This is a genomic window from Streptomyces sp. Go-475, from assembly GCF_003330845.1.
In the GTDB taxonomy this organism is placed as follows: domain Bacteria; phylum Actinomycetota; class Actinomycetes; order Streptomycetales; family Streptomycetaceae; genus Streptomyces.
Genome location: NZ_CP026121.1, coordinates 6493738 through 6514830 on the forward strand (window position 1 = coordinate 6493738; position 21093 = coordinate 6514830).

The window sequence follows — 21093 nt, forward strand, 5'->3', positions numbered from 1 at the left end:
TGGATCTCTTGATCAATGCGTGCAGAGGCTGCATCGACGTCCGGGGAGTCGGCGTCAAGGGCGGATGGTGACGGCACTGCCCCTGGCGCCGGCCGTCAGCTCGCCAGGGCCGTCGTCAGTCTGGCCTCGCGTACCGCCACCACGTCCATCCGGGCGGGTGATCCGAGGACCGCCGCGCCGCAGCTCTCCGGGCGGGGCGGCAGGCCCGCGGCCTGGGCCACGTCGACGTGCCAGCGGCGCCCGTCGGTATGGGCGACGGTCACCTCCCAGCGCGGAGCGGCACCGGCCGTGCGGACGACGCTCAGCGCCTCGGCCGCGTAGTCGCCGATCCTGGTGCGCACGGCGAGTTCGGCGGCCTGGCCGGGCCGTTCCCAGGCCGAGCTGCCCCGGCACCCCTCCATGACGATCCGTCCCTCGCGCGCACCGTGCAGGACCTCTTTGAGGGTGTGCGCCTCGGCCCGGCCGTACGCGTATCCGTACGGCAGCACGAGCACCGTCGGGGAGAAGCGGTGACCACCCAGATGGGTGACCTCCCAGACGCCCTCGACCCCCGACGTGGCGAGTTCGGCCGCGAGGGGGCGGCCGAGGAGGGCGCAGCAGCGGTCGCGCTTGCCGTTGGTGCAGACGAGCGCGAGCGGGTCACCGTCGTGCGGGCGTCCGCCGAGCTGCGCGTCGAAGGAGTGGTGGTCGCCACGGCCGAGTGCGGCGAAGTCGAGATCGAGCAGCTGCCCCGGGTCCGAGGTCGTGGCGCTGTGCAGCCACACGTTCCCCGGCACGGTGTGGGCCGCGTACACCCGGCGCGTGGCGGGCATGCGACGGTCCGCGTGGCGCCCGGGGCGGCGGATGAGCGCGATCCGTACGCCCGTGTCCTTCGCGGCCGCCTCCAGGGCACGTCCCAGCGTGGGGTCCAGGTGGCTCGAGGTGAGCGCTTTGGCACCCCACGGGCCGGGCTGTTCCAGCAACAGCCAGGTCCTGGCGGTGGCCGCGGTCCCCGCAACGGGCTCGTCGAGGTCCCGCGAGACGCTTGAGCACGTACTCACAGAGGTGAGCCTAACCTGAGTTGGCTCACGGCTCCTCCCGGGCCCGCAATGTCCTACTCCGGCAGTGGCTGAGGCGGCTTGGCGCCCGTGTAGAGACCGCTCGGGCGCATGCGCAGCGGGCGTTCGCCGTACTCCTCCAGGGCGTGGGCGATCCAGCCCGCCGTACGGGCCACGGCGAAGATCGTCTCTCCCGCGGCCGCGGGCATGCCGCAGGACGTCGTGAGCACGGCGAGCGCCAGGTCGACGTTGGCGTGCAGCGGGGCGTGGCGGGCCGTGGTCTCGACGATCTCGCGGGCCGCGAGGAGGGCGGGCTCTGCTTTGGGGACGTCCTCCAGGGCGGCGAAGAGGGCACGCGCGCGTGGGTCCTCACCGGGGTACAGCCGGTGGCCGAGTCCCGGGATCCGGCGTCCGGCGCGCAGTTCGCCCGCGATCACGGGGGCCGGGTCGCCCTGCTCGAGGACGTCCCGGAGAAGCCGGTGGGCGAGTCCGCTGGCCGCGCCGTGCAGCGGCCCCTCGATGACGCCGAGCCCGGCGGAGACCGCCGCGTAGGCGTGGGCCCGGGCCGACGCGGCGACCCGCACCGCGAGCGTGGAGGCGGCCAGGTCGTGATCGGCCAGGAGGGCGAGGGCGGTGTCGAGGGCGCGCAGGGAGGCCTCGCCGGGTTCCCGGCGGGACAGCCGGGACCACAGTCGGTGGGCCAGCGGGCCCGTGTCGCTGCGGTCGCGGCCCACCACCGGCAGGGCGGCGACGAGCGTGGGGATGAGGGTGCGCGCGGTGCCGAGGACGGCGTCCTCGGACAGGTCGAAGCGCAGCGGGTCGGCGGTCGCGGCAGCCGTCGTCGCGACCCGCAGCAGGTCGGCGGGGGCGGCGTGTTCGGGCAGGGCCTCGACGGCACGGCGGGCGACGGCGATGGAGGCGGCGGGTGCGGTGAAGGTGCTGCCCGGGCGCATCCTGCCGGTCCACAGCCACTCGGCGACCTCCTCGTAGCTGTGCCGGGTGGCCAGCTCGACCGCGTCGACGCCGCGGTAGTAGTAGCGGTCGCTCTCGATGAGCGTGAGGCGGGTCCGTACGGAGAGTTCGCCGCCGGAGCCGGAACCGCCCGAGCTGTCGCGCCGGTTGCGCCGGGCGAGCGCCTCGACCTCCCGGGCGTCGAAGGTGCTGCCCCGGCCGCCGGACACGCGACGGCTGCTGAGCTGGCCGCGGCTCACGTACGCGTACACGGTCTCCGGTTTCACGCCGAGCAGCTCGGCGGCCTCCCTGGTGCTCAGTCGCCGTTCCGCGTCGAGGGGGGCGGGCTCTTGATCGCGCATGGGGGTCACCGTATCCGGCAGCAGACCATTGACTGATTTATTGATCGAATCAATATTGACACAACTCAAGTCAAGCATGGACAGTCGAATCAAGTCCAGGGAGGAAGACATGTCCGTCAACAGGTCCGCAGCCACTCTCCTCGAAGCGCCGCGGGGGCTCGCCGGGGTCGTCGTCACCGACACCCGGATCGGTGACGTCCGCGGTCTCGAGGGCTTCTACCACTACCGGCAGTACTCGGCCGTCGACCTCGCGCGCACTCGTGGGTTCGAGGACGTCTGGCACCTGCTCGTGCACGGCGACCTGCCCGACGCCGGGCGCAGCGCGGCCTTCGCCGCCGAGACCGCCGCGCTGCGGCGACTGCCCGACGAGGTGCGAGCGGCCCTGCCGGCCATCGCGGCCGCCGGTGGACGCTCCGGCCCGCTCGCCGGCATGCGCACGGCGCTGTCACTGCTGGGCGCGGCCAAGGGCTTCCGCCCCGTGTACGACATCGACGCCGAGCGGCGCCGGCGGGACACGCTCGAGGCGGCCGCCGCCGTGCCCACCCTGCTCACCGCCCTGCACCGGCTGGGGAAAGGGCTCGAACCGGTGGAGCCGCGCGAGGACCTGTCGTACGCGGCGAACTACCTGTACATGTTGACGGGGTCGGTGCCGACCGAACAGCACGCCCGGGCGATCGAGCAATACCTGATCTCAACCATTGATCATGGATTCAATGCATCCACGTTCACGGCCCGGGTCATCGCCTCCACGGGCGCGGACGTGGCGGCGTGCCTCGCCGGTGCGGTGGCGGCGCTGTCCGGGCCGCTGCACGGCGGCGCGCCCAGCCGGGCGCTGGACACCCTGGATGCGATCGGCACCCCGGACCGTATCGACTCGTGGGTGCGTCAGCGGGTGCTCGCCGGTGAGCGCATCATGGGCTTCGGGCACGCGATCTACCGCACGGAGGACCCCCGGTCCCGGATGCTGCGGGAGGTCGCCCAGCAGTTCGGCGGCCCCCGGGTGGACTTCGCCGTCGAGGTCGAGCGTCACGTCGAGGCGATACTGGCGGAGCTGAAGCCCGGCCGCGAACTCCACACCAACGTCGAGTACTACGCGGGTGTGGTCATGGAGCTCTGCGGCCTGCCCCGCGAGATGTTCACACCGACGTTCGCCGCCGCGCGCGTGGTGGGCTGGAGCGCCAACATCCTGGAGCAGGCGGAGGACACGAAGATCATCCGTCCGGTGGCGCGGTACGTGGGGCCTGAGGCGCCGGCGCCCGTGCCTGCCTGAGGCGCCACACCGCACCCGTCTGCGAGAAGGCCGCACCGGCCTGCGCGAAGAAGCCACACCGGCCTGCGCGAATGCCGCACCCGCCTGCGAAAAGAAAGTCACACCTGCCTGCGAGAAGGCGGCACGGCAGAGCGAAAGGCCCGGCACCACGAGGTGCCGGGCCGCAGTGCCGGTTCGATGGGTGACCGACAGGATCAGGCGTCGGGAATGTCGGCCTTGGCGTCGATGAGGGTCTTGCGGGTGACCACGACGATGCGCTCGTAGTCGGCCCGGGACGCGTCGGCGGGAAGCTTTCCGTCGAGTTCCTCGGTGAGGTCCGTGCCGATCACTGCGAACCTGCCGTCGGACAGCTCGAAGATATCGGGGCAATTGGCGCCTGTCGCACTGCCCCGCGCGCTGGGAGGGGTGCCAATCCGACGGATGATGTGGCTCACTGTTCTGGCGTTCCTTTTGATCTCGAGGCTTGGTGCGCACTGTAGCCTGCGGTGCGATGCGGCCCTGTGGGGCCGCGGCCTCGACAACCGGGCGGCGTGGAGCGGCGGTTCGGCGGTGGTCGACCCGGTTCGCGGGATGCGCAGTAGTCAACCTTGTTGGCACCTGGGCAAACGCGTCGGTTATGGCTTCGTTACCGCCCAGCCGTGTGATGCGTTCAGGAGAGTGATCCCCGAGGTACGGCGCTTACGGCGGGGGCGGCACATGGCCGGCCCCGACCCCGCCTCCCTACTCGGCCGGCGGTTCCCCCACCACCCACCACTCGTCGATGTCCGCCTCCTCCAACTGCACGAGGAGATCGTCGACCATGCGTCCGAGCCGTGCCTCTTCCGAGGTGCCGACGAGGGTCGCCCGGTGCGGGCGGGAGGCGTACCAGTACTCGCGGAAGATCGGGTTCTGCAGCATGCTCCGGGCGAAGCCGAAGAACTCCTCCCGGGTCATGTTGCCCATGCGGTAGTAGCACAGTGCGTTGGTGTAGAGGGCGTTGGCGAACAGGAACTGGCGCTGCTTCCCGGGCGGCACGGTCCCGTCGTAGGCGTCCAGCACCTCGGCCAGCTCCGGGTCGTCCATCGCCTTGCTCAGCAACTCCCAGTGCAGCCGCTGCTGATGGGCGAAGTCGGTCCGGCGCTGGGAGCGCGCGGCCTCCTCTAGGTGCTCGATCCGGGCACGCAGCGCGTGGAGCCTGGGCCAGTGCACGGCCAGGGCGACGACGGTGCCCGCCGCCAGGCCGATTCCGGCCGAGGCGGTGGCCCTCAGTCCTCGCATCGCAACATTCTGTGTGGCCATGTCAACCCCCGATTCAGACGGCCGTCCGCCGGTCGTCGGGGTGCGGGTCGACTGGAGGGGACCGGCGCGCGGTGGGCGGCGCTTTCCGTCTCCCAGAGTGCCGAGCGGCTCTGATCGGCGGGGAGGCGGAGGAGAGGCGCACGGAGGGAAGCGAGGGTCGCACAAACCGGCGCCATGCCCAACGTCTGCCCCGCGAGTGCTGCTAACAATCGTTCACTTCGTCGCGTTCTGAGGCTCGTATCCTGGGGCGGCATCCCCATTTCCTCCGTGTGCCGGGAACGTGAGCCGGTGCACGCGTCGGCGTGAGAGAGGTCGCACGGTGAGTCAGCGGAGCCCGGAACCGCAGCAGATCCCGGTCGTCGTCCTGGCCGGATTCCTCGGCTCGGGAAAGACCACGCTGCTCAACCACCTCCTGCACCGCAGCGGAGGCAGCCGGATCGGCGCCATCGTCAACGACTTCGGGGCCATCGAGATCGACGCGATGGCCGTGGCCGGAGCGCTCGGCGACTCGACGGTCTCGCTCGGCAACGGGTGCCTGTGCTGTGCTGTCGACGCGAGCGAGCTGGACCAGTACCTGGAGCGGCTCGCGGCGCCCTCCCTCGGCATCGACGTCATCGTCATCGAGGCCAGCGGTCTCGCCGAGCCGCAGGAACTGGTGCGGATGGTGCTCGCCAGCGAGCATCCGGGGATCGTCTACGGCGGGCTCGTCGTGGTCGTCGACGCCGCCGAGTTCGACGACACCCGGGCCCGGCATCCCGAGATCGACCGGCATCTCGCGCTGGCCGACCTCGCCGTGGTCAACAAGGTCGACCGGGCGGCCGACGGCGAACGCGTCCTCGGGCTCGTCCGGTCCCTCGTCGACCGCGCCGCCGTCGTCCCGGCCACCTACGGCCGGATCGACCCCGAGTTCCTCTTCGACTGCCGGCCGAGCGAGGAGCGCATCGGGCAGCTGTCCTTCGACGACCTGCACGAGCACGGCGGTCACGGCGAGCACGACGACCACGCCGGGCACCTGCACAGCTCCTACGACAGCCTGTCGTTCACCTCGACGCGGCCCCTCGACCCGCGCCGGCTGATGGAGTTCCTCGACAGCCGTCCCGAGGGGCTGTACCGGATCAAGGGGTACGTCGACTTCGGCCCGCACGACGTCCGCAACCGCTACGGCGTGCATGCCGTCGGGCGGTTCCTGCGCTTCTACCCGGAACCCTGGCCGGCGGGCGAGGAACGCCTCACCCAGCTGGTCCTCATCGGCTCCGGCATCGACGCACCCGCCCTCGACAAGGAACTCGACGCGTGCCGCAGCGACGCCCCGCACGCCGACGAGCACGGCATGTGGGGCGTCCTGCGGTACGTACGGGACCCCGACGAGGATCCCGCCGAACCGGCCTAGACCGGCCCGGCCACCACCGCCACCGTCTTGGCCAGCGAGACACCCGAGCCGTCGCGGCGCGGGTCGATCTCCGGCAGCTCGGCCGGGCTGCCGTTCTTCTGGGCGGCGAGAGCGGGAGCCGGGCCCGCCCAGGCCAGGGACAGGCAGTCCTCGCCCTTCAGGAACCGCTGGCAGCGGACGCCACCGGTGGCTCGGCCCTTGCGCGGGTACTGGTCGAACGGGGTCATCTTGGCCGTCGTCTGGACGGAGTCGTCCAGCGTGCCCCGCGAGCCCGCGACGGTGAAGACGACGGCGTCCGCCGCCGGGTCCACCGCCGTGAAGGAGATGACCTTCGCGCCCTCGGAGAGCTTGATGCCGGCCACACCGCCGGCCGGGCGGCCCTGCGGGCGGACCTGGGACGCCTGGAAGCGCAGCAGCTGGGCGTCGTCGGTGATGAAGACCAGATCCTCCTCACCGGTGCGCAGCTCGACCGCGCCGACGATCCGGTCGCCCTCCTTGAGGGTGATCACTTCCAGCTCTTCCTTGTTGGCCGGGTAGTCCGGCACGACGCGCTTCACGACCCCCTGGGCCGTGCCGAGCGCCAGGCCCGGCGACGACTCGTCGAGCGTCGTCAGGCACACCACCGTCTCGTCGTCCTCCAGGGAGACGAACTCGGCCAGCGGGGCGCCCCCCGCGAGGTTCGGCGTCGGCGTCGACTCCGGGAGCTGAGGCAGGTCGACGACGTTCAGCCGCAGCAGCCGGCCCGCCGAGCTGACCGCGCCGATCTCGCCGCGCGCGGTCGCCGGCACCGCCGAGACGATCACGTCGTGCTTCACGCGCTTGGCGGCGGCGTCCTCGGCGAACGGCTCGCCGTTGGCCGTACGGGCCAGCAGCCCCGTCGAGGACAGCAGCACCCGGCACGGGTCGTCGGCCACCTGCAGCGGCACGGCGGCGACCGGGGCGCCACCCGACTCCAGCAGGACCGTACGCCGGTCGGTGCCGAACTTCTTGGCGACCGTGGCCAGTTCCGAGGAGACCAGCTTGCGCAGCTCCGCGTCCGAGTCGAGGATCCGGGTCAGCTCCTCGATCTCCGCGTTGAGCCGGTCCTTCTCCGTCTCCAGTTCGATGCGGTCGTACTTGGTCAGGCGGCGCAGCGGCGTGTCGAGGATGTACTGCGTCTGCACCTCGCTCAGCGAGAACTGCTCCATCAGGCGCTGCTTCGCCTGCGCGGAGTTCTCGCTGGAGCGGATCAGCCGGATGACCTCGTCGATGTCCAGCAGGGCCGTCAGCAGACCCTCGACCAGGTGCAGCCGGTCGCGCTTCTTGCCCCGGCGGAACTCCGAACGCCGCCGTACGACGGTGAAGCGGTGGTCGAGGTAGACCTCCAGCAGCTCCTTCAGCCCCAGCGTGAGCGGCTGGCCGTCCACCAGGGCGACGTTGTTGATGCCGAAGGACTCCTCCATCGGCGTCAGCTTGTACAGCTGCTCCAGGACCGCCTCCGGCACGAAGCCGTTCTTGATCTCGATGACCAGGCGCAGGCCGTGCTCGCGGTCGGTGAGGTCCTTGACGTCGGCGATGCCCTGGAGCTTCTTCGAGCCGACCAGGTCCTTGATCTTGGCGATGACCTTCTCGGGGCCGACCGTGAAGGGCAGCTCCGTGACGACGAGGCCCTTGCGGCGGGCCGTCACCGGCTCCACGGAGACCGTCGCCCGGATCTTGAACGTGCCACGGCCCGTCTCATAGGCGTCCCGGATGCCGGACAGGCCGACGATGCGGCCGCCCGTGGGGAGGTCCGGGCCGGGGACGTGCTTCATCAGGGCGTCGAGATCGGCGTTCGGGTGCCTGATCAGATGGCGGGCGGCGGCGATGACCTCGCGCAGGTTGTGCGGCGGCATGTTCGTCGCCATCCCGACAGCGATGCCCGAGGCGCCGTTGACCAGGAGGTTCGGGAAGGCGGCGGGCAGCGCCACCGGTTCCTGCTCCTGGCCGTCGTAGTTCGGGTTGAAGTCGACCGTGTCCTCGTCGATCGACTCCGTCATCAGGCTGGTCGCCTCGGCCATCCGGCACTCGGTGTACCGCATGGCGGCCGGCGGGTCGTCGTTGCCCAGCGAGCCGAAGTTGCCGTGGCCGTCGACCAGGGGGACGCGCATCGAGAAGGGCTGGGCCATGCGCACCAGGGCGTCGTAGATCGACGCGTCGCCGTGCGGGTGCAGCTTGCCCATCACCTCGCCGACGACACGGGCGCACTTGACGTACCCCCGCTCGGGGCGCAGGCCCATCTCGTTCATCTGGTAGACGATGCGGCGGTGCACCGGCTTGAGGCCGTCACGGGCGTCCGGCAGGGCGCGGGAGTAGATGACCGAGTACGCGTACTCGAGGAAGGAGCCCTGCATCTCGTCGACGACGTCGATGTCGAGGATCCTCTCCTCGTACGAGTCGTCGGGCGGCGGGGTCTTCGTGCTGCGGCGGGCCATCGCTGCCGGCTCCTTGCTGAAGCGTTGAACGAGATCTGACGCCGACCATTGTGGACCGCCGCACTGACAACCGGGACCAGGACCCGGTCTCCGGCCGCCGCACCCCGTCCGCACACGTCACCGGGTCTCGCTCTCCGCGTACCCCGCCCGGGAACTTCACCGGCGGTTCGCACGCTTGCATACAGTGGCAGGACCGGCAGGAAACCGCGGTTGTGAACGACCGCTCCGCGATCGAAGGGACGTACATGCCCATGGGTCACACGGCCACAGCCCAGGCAGGCTCCGGGGGCCTGACAGCGACCGAGCACCGCCTGGCCAACGGCCTGCGCGTGGTGCTCTCCGAGGACCACCTGACCCCGGTCGCGGCGGTGTGCCTCTGGTACGACGTCGGCTCGCGCCACGAAGTCAAGGGCCGTACCGGCCTGGCTCACCTTTTCGAGCACTTGATGTTCCAGGGTTCCGCCCAGGTGAAGGGCAACGGCCACTTCGAACTCGTCCAGGGCGCCGGCGGCTCGCTGAACGGCACCACCAGCTTCGAGCGGACCAACTACTTCGAGACCATGCCCGCCCACCAGCTGGAGCTCGCCCTCTGGCTGGAGGCCGACCGCATGGGCTCCCTGCTCGCGGCCCTCGACGACGAGTCGATGGAGAACCAGCGGGACGTCGTGAAGAACGAGCGCCGCCAGCGCTACGACAACGTCCCCTACGGCACCGCCTTCGAGAAGCTCACCGCCCTCGCCTACCCCGAGGGCCACCCCTACCACCACACCCCCATCGGCTCCATGGCCGACCTGGACGCGGCCACCCTGGAGGACGCGCGGGCGTTCTTCCGCACGTACTACGCGCCGAACAACGCCGTGCTCTCCGTGGTCGGCGACATCGACCCGGAGCAGACGCTGGCCTGGATCGAGAAGTACTTCGGCTCCATCCCCGGTCACGACGGCAAGCCCGCGCCGCGCGACGGTTCGCTGCCCGAGATCATCGGCGAGCAGCTGCGCGAGGTCGTCGAGGAGGAGGTCCCGGCCCGCGCCCTGATGGCCGCCTACCGCCTGCCGCACGACGGCACGCGCGCGTGCGACGCGGCCGACCTGGCCCTCACCGTCCTCGGCGGCGGCGAGTCCTCCCGCCTCTACAACCGACTGGTGCGCCGGGACCGTACGGCCGTCGCCGCGGGCTTCGGCCTGCTGCGGCTCGCCGGGGCTCCCTCCCTGGGGTGGCTGGACGTGAAGACGTCCGGTGACGTGGAGGTGCCGGTCATCGAGGCCGCCATCGACGAGGAGCTCGCCCGGTTCGCCGAGGAGGGCCCCACGGCCGAGGAGATGGAGCGCGCCCAGGCCCAGTTGGAGCGCGAGTGGCTGGACCGGCTCGGCACGGTCGCGGGCCGCGCCGACGAACTGTGCCGGTACGCCGTGCTGTTCGGCGACCCGCAGCTCGCCCTGACCGCCGTCCAGCGCGTGCTGGAGGTCACGGCCGAGGAGGTCCAGGAGGTCGCCAAGGCCCGACTGCGCCCCGACAACCGCGCGGTGCTCGTCTACGAGCCCGTCGCCGACGAGACCGACGAAGCCGAGGACACCGCAGCCGCGGCCGGCGACGAGAACGAGGAGGCGGCCAAGTGACCGAGCTCGCCACGATGGAATTCCACCCCCAGCCGCGGGCGGGCGAGGCCAAGCCGTGGGCCTTTCCGGCCCCCGAGCGCGGCACGCTCGACAACGGGCTGACGGTGCTGCGCTGCCACCGCCCCGGCCAGCAGGTCGTCGCCGTGGAGGTGCTGCTGGACGCGCCCCTGGACGCCGAGCCGGCCGGCCTCGACGGTGTGGCCACGATCATGGCCCGGGCCTTCTCCGAGGGCACCGACAAGCACTCCGCCGAGGAGTTCGCCGCCGAGCTGGAGCGCGCCGGCGCCACCCTCGACGCGCACGCCGACCACCCGGGCGTCCGGCTCAGCCTGGAGGTGCCGGCCTCGCGGCTCGCCAAGGGGCTCGGCCTGATCGCCGACGCCCTCAGGGCGCCCGCCTTCGCCGACAGCGAGGTCGAGCGGCTGGTCCGCAACCGCCTCGACGAGATCCCGCACGAGCTGGCCAACCCCTCGCGCCGCGCCGCCAAGGAGCTCTCCAAGGAGCTGTTCCCGGCGGACTCGCGCATGTCGCGGCCCCGGCAGGGCACCGAGGAGACGGTCGCCGCGATCGACTCCGCGGCCGTACGCGCCTTCTACGAGAAGCACGTCCGCCCCGCCACGGCCACCGCCGTGGTCGTCGGCGACCTCACGGACATCGACCTCGACGCCCTGCTCGGCGACACCCTGGGCACCTGGACCGGCTCCTCGGCCGAGCCCCGCCCGGTGCCGCCGGTGACCGCCGACGACACGGGCCGCGTCGTCATCGTGGACCGCCCGGGCGCCGTCCAGACGCAGCTGCTGATCGGCCGCATCGGCCCGGACCGGCACGACCGCGTCTGGCCCGCCCAGGTGCTCGGCACGTACTGCCTCGGCGGCACCCTCACCTCGCGCCTGGACCGCGTCCTGCGCGAGGAGAAGGGCTACACCTACGGGGTGCGCTCGTTCGCCCAGGTCCTCCGGTCCGCCCCCGACGGGACCGGCGCCGCGATGCTCGCCATCAGCGGTTCCGTGGACACCCCCAACACCGGCCCCGCCCTCGAGGACCTCTGGACGGTGCTGCGCACTCTCGCCGCCCAGGGGCTGACCGACGCCGAGCGGGACGTCGCCGTGCAGAACCTGGTCGGGGTCGCGCCGCTGAAGTACGAGACGGCGGCGGCCGTCGCGAGCACGCTGGCCGACCAGGTCGAGCAGCACCTGCCCGACGACTACCAGGCCACGCTGTACCGGCAGCTCGCCGCGACCGGCACCGTGGAGGCCACCGCGGCGGCCGTCAGCGCCTTCCCGGTGGACCGTCTGGTGACCGTGCTCGTGGGTGACGCGGCGCAGATCAGGGGCCCGGTGGAGGCCCTCGGCATCGGCGAAGTCACGGTCGTCGCCGCCGAGTAGGCGCACGCGCGCGAGGAGCCCTGGTTGTCTTCCTAAGGCACCAGGGCTCCTTTATGCCCGAATTGATACGGAGGTTGCCTGTCTGCCCTGTGGGATGCGCTACAAAAGGCCGGATCCGTTTGGGAATTGAAAGTGGCCCCGCTTAGCGTCGTCCGGGCTGTTCGTCAGGCAGTGCGCCGCACCCGCGGCACCGGACAGTCATCGCCGAGTCCCCGTACGGCGCGAGCCAGGGGAGCCGGGGACCCAACCGCAGTCCCTGGGGTGAATCGGACGCCCGCGCGAGCCGCGAGGGGGTCCGTAGGAGACCTTCCTGCTCCGAACCCGTCAGCTAACCCGGTAGGCGAGAAGGAAGGAAAGGACCAGGCACTCCATGGCGTTCACCCGCGCCACCGGGAAGCATCGTCGTCCCAGCAGGATCCAGCGCGGCACGGCCCGCGCGGCGGGGGTCGCGGCCCTCGCCACCACCGGCGTCATCGGCACCGTGGCCGCTCCGGCCGCCTTCGCCGCCGAGCCCGCCCCCGAGCAGACCGGTCTCACGCCCGTCGTCACCATGGGCGACACCGTCGCCCAGCAGATCGACGCCCAGGCCGTCGCGCAGAAGCACGCGGCCGAGGAGGCCGCCGCCAGGAAGAAGGCCGAGGAGGCCGCCCGTGAGCGGGCCGCCGAAGCGGCCAAGAAGGCCAAGGAGGCGGCCGAGAAGGCCCGCGAGGCCAAGGAGCGCGCCGCCCGTGAGGCCGAGCGCAAGCGCCTCAACAGCTTCGTCTCCCCGATCCCGGGTTCCTACGTCTCCACCGGCTACAAGGCCGGCGGCGCCGTCTGGTCCTCCGGCAGCCACACCGGCATCGACTTCCACGCCGCCAGCGGCACCGCCGTCCACTCGGTCGGCATGGGCACGGTCGTCGAGGCGGGCTGGGGCGGTGCCTACGGCAACCAGGTCGTGATCAAGATGAACGACGGGACGTACACCCAGTACGGCCACCTGTCGTCCATCGGCGTCTCGGTGGGCCAGCAGGTCACCCCCGGCCAGCAGATCGGCCTGTCCGGCGCGACCGGCAACGTGACCGGCCCGCACCTGCACTTCGAGGCCCGGACGAGCCCCGAGTACGGCTCGGACATCGACCCCGTCGCCTACCTCCGCTCGCACGGTGTGAACGTCTGACGGCACCCGCCCCGCTTCCCGAGGCCCCGGCTCACCGAGCCGGGGCTTTCGGCGTTTACGACGGCCGACTGTCCAAAAAATATCCATGGATTCCGGGCTGCCGTCGGAAATTCCGGCTCATTGCAATAGAGTCACGGACACGCGTCACTCGTCGACGTTTCACGGGGATTAAACGGAGGTCGGTCATGCGTATTCCCGCGCACTCGGTGTGCACGGCCATCCGGGACGACATCGTCGCGGGTGTCTACGAACGCGGCAGCCGGCTCACCGAGGAACTCCTCGCGCGCCGCTACGGCGTCTCGCGGGTCCCCGTCCGGGAGGCTCTGCGCACTCTGGAGGCCGAGGGCTTCGTGGTGACCCGGCGGCACGCGGGCGCGTGCGTGGCCGAACCCACCGAGCAGGAGGCCGCCGACCTGCTGGAGATGCGCATGCTGCTGGAGCCGCTCGGCGCCGCCCGCGCCGCCCAGCGCCGCACCGAGGCCCATCTGAAGGTCCTGCGCGGCCTGGTCCGGCTGGGCCAGGAGCGCGCCCGCCGGGGCAACAGCGACGACCTGCGCTCTCTGGGCGGCTGGTTCCACGAGACGCTCGCCCAGGCCTCCGGGAGCCCCGCGCTGACCTCGGTGCTCACCCAGCTCCGCCACAAGATCGCCTGGATGTACACCGTGGACGTGCCGGCCGGTCCCGTGGAGTCCTGGAACGAGCACGGGGCGATCGTGGACGCGGTGGCGCGCGGTGACAGCGAGCGCGCGCGGGCGGTCACGGCGCTGCACACCGAGCGCGCGACGGCCGCGCACCGGCTCCGATTCGGCTCCGCCGGGGAGCGCGCCGACCGTGTGAGGAACTCGCAACATCCCGTAAACACGGCGAGCCTGCGGCATTAACACGGGAGCCGTATACAAAGAGTGGCGAATTCTCGGGGGTTTATTTCTGCTGCCCTTGAACGAGAATTCAACTCCCGCTGAGCAGAAATTCCGGCGGCCCGCGGCCGGGGGAAAGCGAAGGGCCCGCCCGGAAAGCCGGGCGAGCCCTTCAGGAGCGCCGGATCAGGCGCGGAAGAATGCTCAGACGGTCTCGGGCAGTTCTTCCAGACCCTCGGAGACCAGCTTCGCCAGCCGGTCCAGGGCGGCGTCCGCGCCCTCGGCGTCGGAGGCGAGGACGATCTCCTCACCGCCCTGGGCGCCGAGGCCCAAGACGGCCAGCATGGAGGCCGCGTTGACGGGGGTGCCGTCAGCCTTGGCGATCGTCACCGGGACGCCTGCGGCCGTGGCGGCTCGGACGAAGATGGAGGCGGGGCGGGCGTGGAGGCCCTCGGCCCAGCCGACGTTGACGCGGCGCTCAGCCATGTGTTGCTGCCCTTCGGTGTTCAGGGTTGTCTAGACCAGTTTTCCATACGTGAAGCCCGGAGCGGTCCTGTCGTTCCACTCCCGGGGTGCCGTCGGATCGCGGCCTCGACCCGACTGACGCCCTCCACAGACTGCCTCGCGCCGTTGTCGGACGCCAGGGGGTGCCTTCTGGATCATGCTGGCGTCGCGGGCCCTGGCACGCACATCAGACCCCGCTCTGCTGAACTGAGAGGAACCGTTCCTCACGGCCAGCCTGATCCAGAAGACACCCCCTAGCCGTACTCTGGGGCCCATGCAGACCTCGCCGGACCGGCACGAGTATCCCGCCCACTGGGAAGCCGACGTGGTGCTGCGCGACGGGGGCACCGCGCGCATCCGGCCCATCACCGTTGATGACGCCGATCGCCTGGTCAGCTTCTACGAGCAGGTCTCCGACGAGTCGAAGTACTACCGCTTCTTCGCGCCGTACCCTCGCCTGTCCGCCAAGGACGTCCACCGCTTCACGCACCACGACTTTGTGGACCGGGTGGGACTCGCGGCCACGGTCGGCGGCGAGTTCATCGCCACCGTACGCTATGACCGGATCGGCGCGGACGGAACGCCCGCGTCCGCACCTGCCGACGAGGCCGAGGTCGCCTTCCTGGTGCAGGACGCCCACCAGGGCCGCGGGGTCGCCTCCGCCCTGCTCGAACACATCGCCGCCGTCGCCCGAGAGCGCGGCATCCGCCGCTTCGCCGCCGAGGTGCTGCCCGCCAACACCAAGATGATCAAGGTGTTCACGGACGCCGGGTACACCCAGAAGCGCAGCTTCGAGGACGGCGTCGTCCGTCTGGAGTTCGACCTCGAACCCACCGACCGCTCCCTCGCCGTGCAGTACGCGCGCGAACACCGCGCCGAGGCGCGGTCCGTGCAGCGGCTGCTCGCCCCCGGCTCGGTCGCCGTCATCGGCGCCGGACGCGCCCCGGGCGGAGTGGGCCGCAGTGTCCTCGGCAACATCCGGGACGCCGGCTTCACCGGCCGGCTGTACGCCGTGAACAAGGCCCTCCCCGAGGAGCAGAAGGAACTCGACGGGGTGCCCGCCCACCGCTCGGTGCGGGACATCGACGGCCCCGTGGACCTCGCGGTCGTCGCCGTCCCGGCCGAGCACGTCCCGGAGGTCGTCACCGAGTGCGGGGAACACGGCGTGCAAGGGCTCGTCGTGGTCTCCGCCGGATACGCCGAGAGCGGCCCCGAAGGGCGCGAACGCCAGCGTGCCCTCGTGCGGCACGCGCGCACGTACGGCATGCGGATCATCGGGCCGAACGCCTTCGGCATCATCAACACCTCCCCCCAGGTGCGCCTCAACGCCTCCCTCGCCCCCGAGACCCCGCGCCCGGGCCGGATCGGACTCTTCGCCCAGTCCGGCGCCATCGGCATCGCCCTGCTGTCCCGGCTGCACCGCCGGGGCGGGGGCGTCACGGGCGTGACCGGCGTCTCGACCTTCGTCTCCTCCGGCAACCGGGCCGACGTCTCGGGCAACGACGTCCTCCAGTACTGGTACGAGGACCCGGACACCGACGTCGTCCTCATGTACCTGGAGTCCATCGGCAACCCCCGCAAGTTCACGCGCCTCGCCCGCCGGACGGCCGCGGCGAAGCCGCTGGTCGTGGTCCAGGGCGCGCGCCACGGAGCCGCTCCCCAGGGGCACGCCGTACGGGCGACCCGGCTGCCGCACGCGACGGTCTCGGCGCTGCTGCGGCAGGCCGGCGTGATCCGGGTCGACACGATCACCGATCTGGTGGACGCCGGCCTTCTGCTCGCGCGCCAGCCCCTGCCTGCCGGTCCCCGGGTGGCGATCCTCGGCAACTCGGAGTCGCTCGGCCTGCTCACGTACGACGCGTGCCTCGCCGAGGGGCTCCGGCCGCACCCGCCGCAGGATTTGACCACGGCCGCCTCCGCTGCCGACTTCCACACGGCCCTGTCGCGTGCGCTGGCCGACGACCGGTGCGACGCGGTCGTCGTCACCGCCATACCGGCGGTGGGGGAGGGCTCGGTCGCCGACGCGGCCCTCGCCGAGGCCCTGAGGTCCGCTGCGGCCGCCGCCCCGGCCAAGCCGGTCCTGGTCGTGCACGTGGAGCTGGGCGGCCTGGCCGAGGCCCTGTCGGCGGCGGCGAGCACGGCACCACAGGTCGACGCGGGCGAACCCGCACCCACCGCCCCCGGCCCCGCGCCCACCGAGGAACGACCGCGCGGCGAAGAACGGCCTCTTCGCGAAGAGCGACCGCCCACCGCGGAACGGCCTCCCGGCGAAGAACGAGCGCCTGCCCAGGAAGGGTCGCCCACCGCGGAACGACCTCCCACCGGCGAACGACCGCCCACCGCCGAGACCCCCGAAGGCGCCCACCTCATCCCCGCCTACCCCGCGGCCGAGCGCGCCGTCCGCGCCCTCGCCCAGGCCGTCACCTACGCGCAGTGGCGCCGCGACGCCGCCGACCCGGGCAAGGTGCCCGAGTACGAGGACATCGACGAGAAGGGCGCCGCCGCACTGATCGACGGGCTCCTCGCGCGCGGGCAGGGACTCACGCTCGGCACGGAAGAGACCTGCGACCTGCTCGGCCACTACGGCGTCCACGTCCACCGCGCCCTGCCCGCCCCGACCGCCGACGCCGCCGCCGAGGCCGCCCGCACCCTCGGCTACCCCGTCGCCCTCAAGGCCACCGCCCCGCACCTCAGGCACCGCGCCGACCTGGGCGGCGTCCGCCTCGACCTCGCCGACGAGGACCAACTCCGCCGCTCCTACGCCGAGTTGACCGACCTGTTCGGCTCACCGGACGAGCTGCGCCCCGTCGTGCAGCGCATGGCACCGCGCGGCGTGGACGTCGTCGTACGGGCCGTCATCGACCCCGCGGCCGGCGCGGTGCTCTCCTTCGGGCTGGCCGGAGCCGCCTCCCAGCTGCTCGGGGACACGGCCCACCGGCTGATCCCGGTCACCGACCGCGAGGCGGCCTCGCTGGTGCGGTCGATCCGCACGGCACCCCTGCTGTTCGGCTGGCGCGGCTCCGCACCGGCCGACACCCGCGCCCTGGAGGAGCTGCTGCTGCGGGTGTCCCGGCTGGTGGACGACCACCCCGAGGTCGTCGCGGTCACGCTCGAACCGGTCGTCGTCGCCGCGCACGGACTGAGCGTCCTGGGCGCCTCCGTCCGCCTCGCCCCACCGCCCGCCCGCGACGACCTCGGCCCGCGAACGCTCCCCACGTACTGACAGCGGCTCCTCTCCGCGCACGGACCGGGGGCGAGCGGTGCCTCGCAGTCAGTGGTCCCCCGTAGGATGGGCGTCATGGCCAAGACCAGTACGACGACCCAGGGGCTGCGGGCGGCGATCGAGCGCAGCGGCTACTACCCGGCCCTCGTGGCCGAGGCGGTGGAGGCCGCCGTGGGCGGCGAGCCCATCCGGTCGTACCTGGTCCACCAGGAGACGACGTTCGACCAGAACGAGGTGCGCCGGCACGTGACGGTGCTCGTCCTCACGGACAACCGCTTCATCGTCAGCCACACCGACGAACAGGCCGCCGACAGCACCTCCCCGACGCCGTACGCCACGACCTCGACGGAGTCCGTGAAGATCGGCCGCATCTCCTCGATCGTGGTCAGCCGCGTGGTCGCCAACCCGGAGTCGTACAAGCCGGGCACCCTGCCCCGCGAGGTCGTGCTCACCATCGGCTGGGGCGCGGTCTCGCGCATCGACCTGGAGCCGGCCGCCTGCGGCGATCCCAACTGCGAGGCGGACCACGGCTACACCGGCAACTCGACGGCGGACGACCTCAGCCTGCGCGTCAGCGAGGCCGGGGACGGACCGGAGACCGTGCGCCAGGCGCTCGCCTTCGCGCAGGCCCTCTCCGAGGCGACCGCGGACACCGCCCGCTGATGGCACAGCCGAACACGGCCTGGGACCACCATCCCGAACCGCTCACCATCGCCTCGGCACCGGCCCCCGAGTACGGCAGCGGCTCGCTCGCCGACCTCCTGCCCACGCTGGCCGCCGGCCTGGGCGTGCCGGGCACGAGCGCCACGATGGCCGAGCTGACCCCCGCCGACCGGAACTGCGTGTTCCTGATCGACGGCCTCGGCTGGGAGCAGCTCAAGGCGCACCCCGAGGACGCCCCCTTCATGACGTCCCTGCTCGCCACCTCGCGCGGCGGCACCGGACGTCCGCTCACCGCCGGCTACCCGGCGACCACGGCGACCTCCCTCGCCTCCGTCGGCACCGGCCTGCCGCCCGGCGCGCACGGCCTGCCCGGCTACACGGTGCGCAATCCGGACACCGGCGAGCTGATGAACCAGCTGCGCTGGCAGCCGTGGACCCCGCCCGGCCCCTGGCAGCCGTACCCGACGGTCTTCCAGCTGGCCCACGAGGCGGGCGTGCACGCGGCGCAGGTGTCGTCGCCGACCTTCGAGAACACCCCGCTCACCAAGGTCGCCCTCAGCGGCGGAACGTTCCTCGGGCGGCTGACCGGCGAGGACCGCATGGACCTGGCGGCCGAGCAACTGGCCGCGGGCGACCGCTCCCTGGTCTACACGTACTTCGCCGAGGTCGACGGCGCCGGCCACCGCTTCGGCGTCGACTCCGACACCTGGCGCGGCCAGCTCATGTACGCCGACCGCCTGGCCCAGCGCCTCGCCGAGCAACTGCCGCCGCGCAGCGCCCTGTACATCACCGCCGACCACGGCATGATCGACGTGCCCTTCGACGAGGAGCACCGCATCGACTTCGACGAGGACTGGGAGCTGAGCGCCGGGGTCGCCCTGCTCGGCGGCGAGGGCCGCGCCCGCCACGTCTATGCCGTACCGGGCGCCGCGAACGACGTCCTGACCTGCTGGCGCGAGGTGCTCGGCGAGCAGTTCTGGGTCGCCTCGCGCGATGAGGCCATCGCGGCGGGCTGGTTCGGCCCGCGCGTCGACGAGCGGGTGTACAGCCGTATCGGCGACGTGGTCGCCGCCGCGCGGGACGACGTCCTGCTCATCGCCTCCGAGCGGGAGCCGAAGGAGTCGGCGATGGTCGGCAACCACGGTTCGATGACCCCTGCCGAGCAGTTGGTCCCGCTGCTCGAAGTACGCTCCTGAGACCGCACGCCGACCCCTTCCACCGAAAGGTGCTCAACTCGTCATGTCCGAGCTGGTGTTCTTCTGCGGAACGATGGACTGCGGGAAGTCGACGCTGGCTCTCCAGATCGAGCACAACCGCTCGGCGCGCGGCCTGCAGGGCGTGATCTTCTCGCGCGACGACCGCGCCGGCGAGGGCAAGCTGTCCTCGCGCCTCGGCCTGGTCACGGACGCGGTGGAGGTCGAGGACGGGCAAGACCTGTACGCCTACCTCGTCGACCGCCTCTCGCAGGGGGGCCGCGCGGACTACGTGATCGCCGACGAGGCGCAGTTCCTCGCGCCGGAGCAGATCGACCAACTCGCGCGCGTGGTGGACGACCTGGGCCTGGACGTCTACGCCTTCGGCATCACGACCGACTTCCGCTCCAAGCTGTTCCCCGGCTCCCAGCGGCTGGTGGAACTGGCCGACCGGGTCGAGGTGCTCCAGGTCGAGGCCCTGTGCTGGTGCGGCGCCCGGGCCACGCACAACGCCCGCACGGTAGGCGGCGTCATGGTCGTCGAAGGCGCCCAGGTGGTCGTCGGCGATGTCACGCACTCGGCCGACGAGGTCGGTTACGAGGTGCTGTGCCGCCGCCACCACCGCCGCCGGATGACCGCGGCCACGGCCCGGGCGGCGGCCCTGTCGCCGGACGTGCTGCCGGTGACGTCCGCCTGACCAGCGGTAGGACGGGCTGTCAGCCGGTCGGTCGCAGCAGCGCGAACCGAGCCCCCTCCGGATCGGCCACCGTCGCCACGCGGCCGTGCGCCGTGTCGTGGGCCGGCTTGAGGACGTGTCCACCCAGGTGGACGAGCTGGTCCAGGGCGTCGTCGACGTCGGCGACCTGGAAGTACGTCACCCAGTGCGGGCCCCGGTCGCGGGGGAGGGCCTGCCCCAGGCCGTGGATTCCGGCGACGGGCCGCCCGCCGAGGTGCAGGGCCACGTAGTCGAAGTCGGCGGAGACCACCGGCTCTTCCTCGTAGCCGAACACCGCCCGGTAGAACTTGGCGACGTTCGCCGTCTCGAAGGTGAGCAGGTCGTTCCAAGCGGGCGTGCCGGGGATGCCGGAGACGGCCGTGCCGAAGTGCGCGGCGGCCTGCCAGATGCCGAAGACCGCGCCCGCCGGGTCGGATCCGATCGCCAGCCGGCCGGCGTCGGCGGCGTCCAGCGGTCCCACGCCGATCGTGCCGCCGCAGCTGCGTGCGGTCTCGGCCGTCAGATCGGCGTTCTGCGAGGCGAAGTACGGTGTCCAGGCGATGGGCAGATGCCGGTCCGGCGGCAGTTGACCGATGCCGGCCACCTCGCGCCCGTCGAGCAGCGCGCGCACATACGGGCCGAGCTGCTGCGGTCCGGGCCGGAACTCCCAGCCGAACAGCGCCCCGTAGAACTCCTCGGTCGCGGCCAGGCCGTGCACCATCAGGCTCACCCAGCAGGGCGTACCGGGCGCGTGCCGAGCGGGTGCTTCGCCGTGCGGGCCGGTGGACCCCCGTGCGTCGGTCATCGTCACTCTCTTCCCGGCCTCGTGCCGGCCGTGTTCTCCGCAGCCCTCGTGGGGCGGGCGCGCCCTGCCGGGCGGCCCTTGTCCGGGAGAATGCCCGATGTGCTCGGCGCTGTCCCTCGCGGCGCGCTTATCGGCAGGTGTCGTTCAGCTGTACACCCTGTGCCTGTTCCCGTACGCCAGGTGATCGCGCCGTGCGGCCGGGCCGAGTGGCCGGAGGCGGACGGCTCGGCCG

Annotated in this window: 17 protein-coding genes and 1 riboswitch; of the genes, 10 read left to right on the top strand and 7 right to left on the bottom strand. The window is 72.1% G+C overall.

The features are described from left to right. Positions 1 to 95: 95 nt before the first annotated feature. On the bottom strand, positions 96 to 1040 hold the full coding sequence (locus C1703_RS29865) for a sucrase ferredoxin (RefSeq protein WP_114255732.1): 945 nt from the start codon (positions 1038 to 1040) through the stop codon (positions 96 to 98). 53 nt (positions 1041 to 1093) lie between these two features. Further along, the gene (locus C1703_RS29870; RefSeq protein ID WP_114255733.1) at positions 1094 to 2350 is read right to left on the bottom strand and encodes a citrate synthase; all 1257 of its coding nucleotides are present in this window, start codon (positions 2348 to 2350) and stop codon (positions 1094 to 1096) included. Positions 2351 to 2459: 109 nt separating this feature from the next. Between C1703_RS29870 and C1703_RS29875 the strand changes: the two genes are divergently transcribed. Then, positions 2460 to 3620 (top strand): citrate synthase/methylcitrate synthase, encoded by a 1161-nt coding sequence (locus tag C1703_RS29875; RefSeq protein WP_114255734.1) that lies wholly within the window; start codon positions 2460 to 2462, stop codon positions 3618 to 3620. A gap of 194 nt (positions 3621 to 3814) precedes the next feature. Here the strand turns inward: C1703_RS29875 and C1703_RS29880 are convergent, their stop codons facing one another. Continuing rightward, a complete protein-coding gene (locus C1703_RS29880) occupies positions 3815 to 4054 on the bottom strand; it encodes a hypothetical protein (RefSeq protein ID WP_031116879.1) in 240 nt (79 codons plus the stop codon). A gap of 286 nt (positions 4055 to 4340) precedes the next feature. After that, positions 4341 to 4877, bottom strand: a complete 537-nt coding sequence (locus C1703_RS29885) for a DUF6082 family protein (RefSeq protein WP_232840628.1) — start codon at positions 4875 to 4877, stop codon at positions 4341 to 4343. Positions 4878 to 5217: 340 nt separating this feature from the next. On the opposite strand from C1703_RS29885, the gene C1703_RS29890 reads away from it, so the two are divergent. After that, entirely contained in the window at positions 5218 to 6288 is a 1071-nt protein-coding gene (locus C1703_RS29890; protein WP_114255736.1) for a GTP-binding protein, read from the top strand. Here the strand turns inward: C1703_RS29890 and C1703_RS29895 are convergent. Continuing rightward, positions 6285 to 8741 carry a DNA topoisomerase IV subunit A gene (locus tag C1703_RS29895; RefSeq protein ID WP_114255737.1) on the bottom strand — a complete coding sequence of 819 codons (2457 nt, stop codon included), beginning with the start codon at positions 8739 to 8741 and terminating at the stop codon, positions 6285 to 6287. The genes C1703_RS29890 and C1703_RS29895 overlap by 4 nt on opposite strands. 245 nt (positions 8742 to 8986) lie before the next feature. Here C1703_RS29895 and C1703_RS29900 point away from each other — a divergent pair, with 245 nt between their 5' ends. From C1703_RS29900 to C1703_RS29915, 4 genes are all read left to right on the top strand, one after another. After that, positions 8987 to 10357, top strand: coding sequence for a pitrilysin family protein (locus C1703_RS29900; RefSeq protein ID WP_198678306.1), 1371 nt, complete (start codon positions 8987 to 8989; stop codon positions 10355 to 10357). Next, positions 10354 to 11742 (top strand): pitrilysin family protein, encoded by a 1389-nt coding sequence (locus tag C1703_RS29905; RefSeq protein ID WP_114255739.1) that lies wholly within the window; start codon positions 10354 to 10356, stop codon positions 11740 to 11742. Before C1703_RS29900 ends, C1703_RS29905 begins: the two co-directional genes overlap by 4 nt. Positions 11743 to 11934: 192 nt before the next feature. Further along, a riboswitch (cyclic di-AMP (ydaO/yuaA leader) is annotated at positions 11935 to 12099 on the top strand. Between the two features lie 13 nt (positions 12100 to 12112). After that, positions 12113 to 12901, top strand: coding sequence for a M23 family metallopeptidase (locus C1703_RS29910; RefSeq protein WP_114255740.1), 789 nt, complete (start codon positions 12113 to 12115; stop codon positions 12899 to 12901). Between the two features lie 185 nt (positions 12902 to 13086). Then, on the top strand, positions 13087 to 13782 hold the full coding sequence (locus C1703_RS29915; protein ID WP_114255741.1) for a GntR family transcriptional regulator: 696 nt from the start codon (positions 13087 to 13089) through the stop codon (positions 13780 to 13782). Between the two features lie 180 nt (positions 13783 to 13962). On the opposite strand, the gene C1703_RS29920 is transcribed toward C1703_RS29915, so the two are convergent. Further along, positions 13963 to 14244, bottom strand: coding sequence for an HPr family phosphocarrier protein (locus C1703_RS29920; RefSeq protein WP_114255742.1), 282 nt, complete (start codon positions 14242 to 14244; stop codon positions 13963 to 13965). Positions 14245 to 14536: 292 nt separating this feature from the next. Between C1703_RS29920 and C1703_RS29925 the strand changes: the two genes are divergently transcribed. The 4 genes from C1703_RS29925 to C1703_RS29940 all read left to right on the top strand — a co-directional run bounded on the left by C1703_RS29925 (position 14537) and on the right by C1703_RS29940 (position 20038). Next, positions 14537 to 17485, top strand: a complete 2949-nt coding sequence (locus C1703_RS29925; protein ID WP_114255743.1) for a bifunctional GNAT family N-acetyltransferase/acetate--CoA ligase family protein — start codon at positions 14537 to 14539, stop codon at positions 17483 to 17485. 75 nt (positions 17486 to 17560) lie between these two features. Continuing rightward, a complete protein-coding gene (locus C1703_RS29930; protein WP_031116868.1) occupies positions 17561 to 18148 on the top strand; it encodes a DUF5998 family protein in 588 nt (195 codons plus the stop codon). Continuing rightward, positions 18148 to 19344 (top strand): nucleotide pyrophosphatase/phosphodiesterase family protein, encoded by a 1197-nt coding sequence (locus tag C1703_RS29935; protein ID WP_114255744.1) that lies wholly within the window; start codon positions 18148 to 18150, stop codon positions 19342 to 19344. The genes C1703_RS29930 and C1703_RS29935 overlap by 1 nt, the downstream gene beginning before the upstream one ends. A 43-nt stretch (positions 19345 to 19387) precedes the next feature. After that, positions 19388 to 20038: a thymidine kinase gene (locus C1703_RS29940; protein WP_114255745.1), complete on the top strand. Its 651-nt coding sequence runs from the start codon at positions 19388 to 19390 to the stop codon at positions 20036 to 20038. A 19-nt stretch (positions 20039 to 20057) separates the two neighbouring features. Here the strand turns inward: C1703_RS29940 and C1703_RS29945 are convergent, their stop codons facing one another. After that, positions 20058 to 20861 (bottom strand): VOC family protein, encoded by an 804-nt coding sequence (locus tag C1703_RS29945; protein ID WP_114255746.1) that lies wholly within the window; start codon positions 20859 to 20861, stop codon positions 20058 to 20060. Between the last annotated feature and the right edge of the window lie 232 nt (positions 20862 to 21093).

Excerpts from the sequence above, each read along its gene's own strand:
- C1703_RS29870 (WP_114255733.1), bottom strand. The coding sequence starts at position 2,350 with ATGCGCGATCAAGAGCCCGCCCCCCTCGACGCGGAACGGCGACTGAGC.
- C1703_RS29875 (WP_114255734.1), top strand. The coding sequence starts at position 2,460 with ATGTCCGTCAACAGGTCCGCAGCCACTCTCCTCGAAGCGCCGCGGGGG.
- C1703_RS29885 (WP_232840628.1), bottom strand. The coding sequence starts at position 4,877 with ATGCGAGGACTGAGGGCCACCGCCTCGGCCGGAATCGGCCTGGCGGCG.
- C1703_RS29895 (WP_114255737.1), bottom strand. The coding sequence starts at position 8,741 with ATGGCCCGCCGCAGCACGAAGACCCCGCCGCCCGACGACTCGTACGAG.
- C1703_RS29900 (WP_198678306.1), top strand. The coding sequence starts at position 8,987 with ATGCCCATGGGTCACACGGCCACAGCCCAGGCAGGCTCCGGGGGCCTG.
- C1703_RS29910 (WP_114255740.1), top strand. The coding sequence starts at position 12,113 with ATGGCGTTCACCCGCGCCACCGGGAAGCATCGTCGTCCCAGCAGGATC.
- C1703_RS29915 (WP_114255741.1), top strand. The coding sequence starts at position 13,087 with ATGCGTATTCCCGCGCACTCGGTGTGCACGGCCATCCGGGACGACATC.
- C1703_RS29920 (WP_114255742.1), bottom strand. The coding sequence starts at position 14,244 with ATGGCTGAGCGCCGCGTCAACGTCGGCTGGGCCGAGGGCCTCCACGCC.
- C1703_RS29925 (WP_114255743.1), top strand. The coding sequence starts at position 14,537 with ATGCAGACCTCGCCGGACCGGCACGAGTATCCCGCCCACTGGGAAGCC.
- C1703_RS29930 (WP_031116868.1), top strand. The coding sequence starts at position 17,561 with ATGGCCAAGACCAGTACGACGACCCAGGGGCTGCGGGCGGCGATCGAG.
- C1703_RS29935 (WP_114255744.1), top strand. The coding sequence starts at position 18,148 with ATGGCACAGCCGAACACGGCCTGGGACCACCATCCCGAACCGCTCACC.
- C1703_RS29940 (WP_114255745.1), top strand. The coding sequence starts at position 19,388 with ATGTCCGAGCTGGTGTTCTTCTGCGGAACGATGGACTGCGGGAAGTCG.
- C1703_RS29945 (WP_114255746.1), bottom strand. The coding sequence starts at position 20,861 with ATGACCGACGCACGGGGGTCCACCGGCCCGCACGGCGAAGCACCCGCT.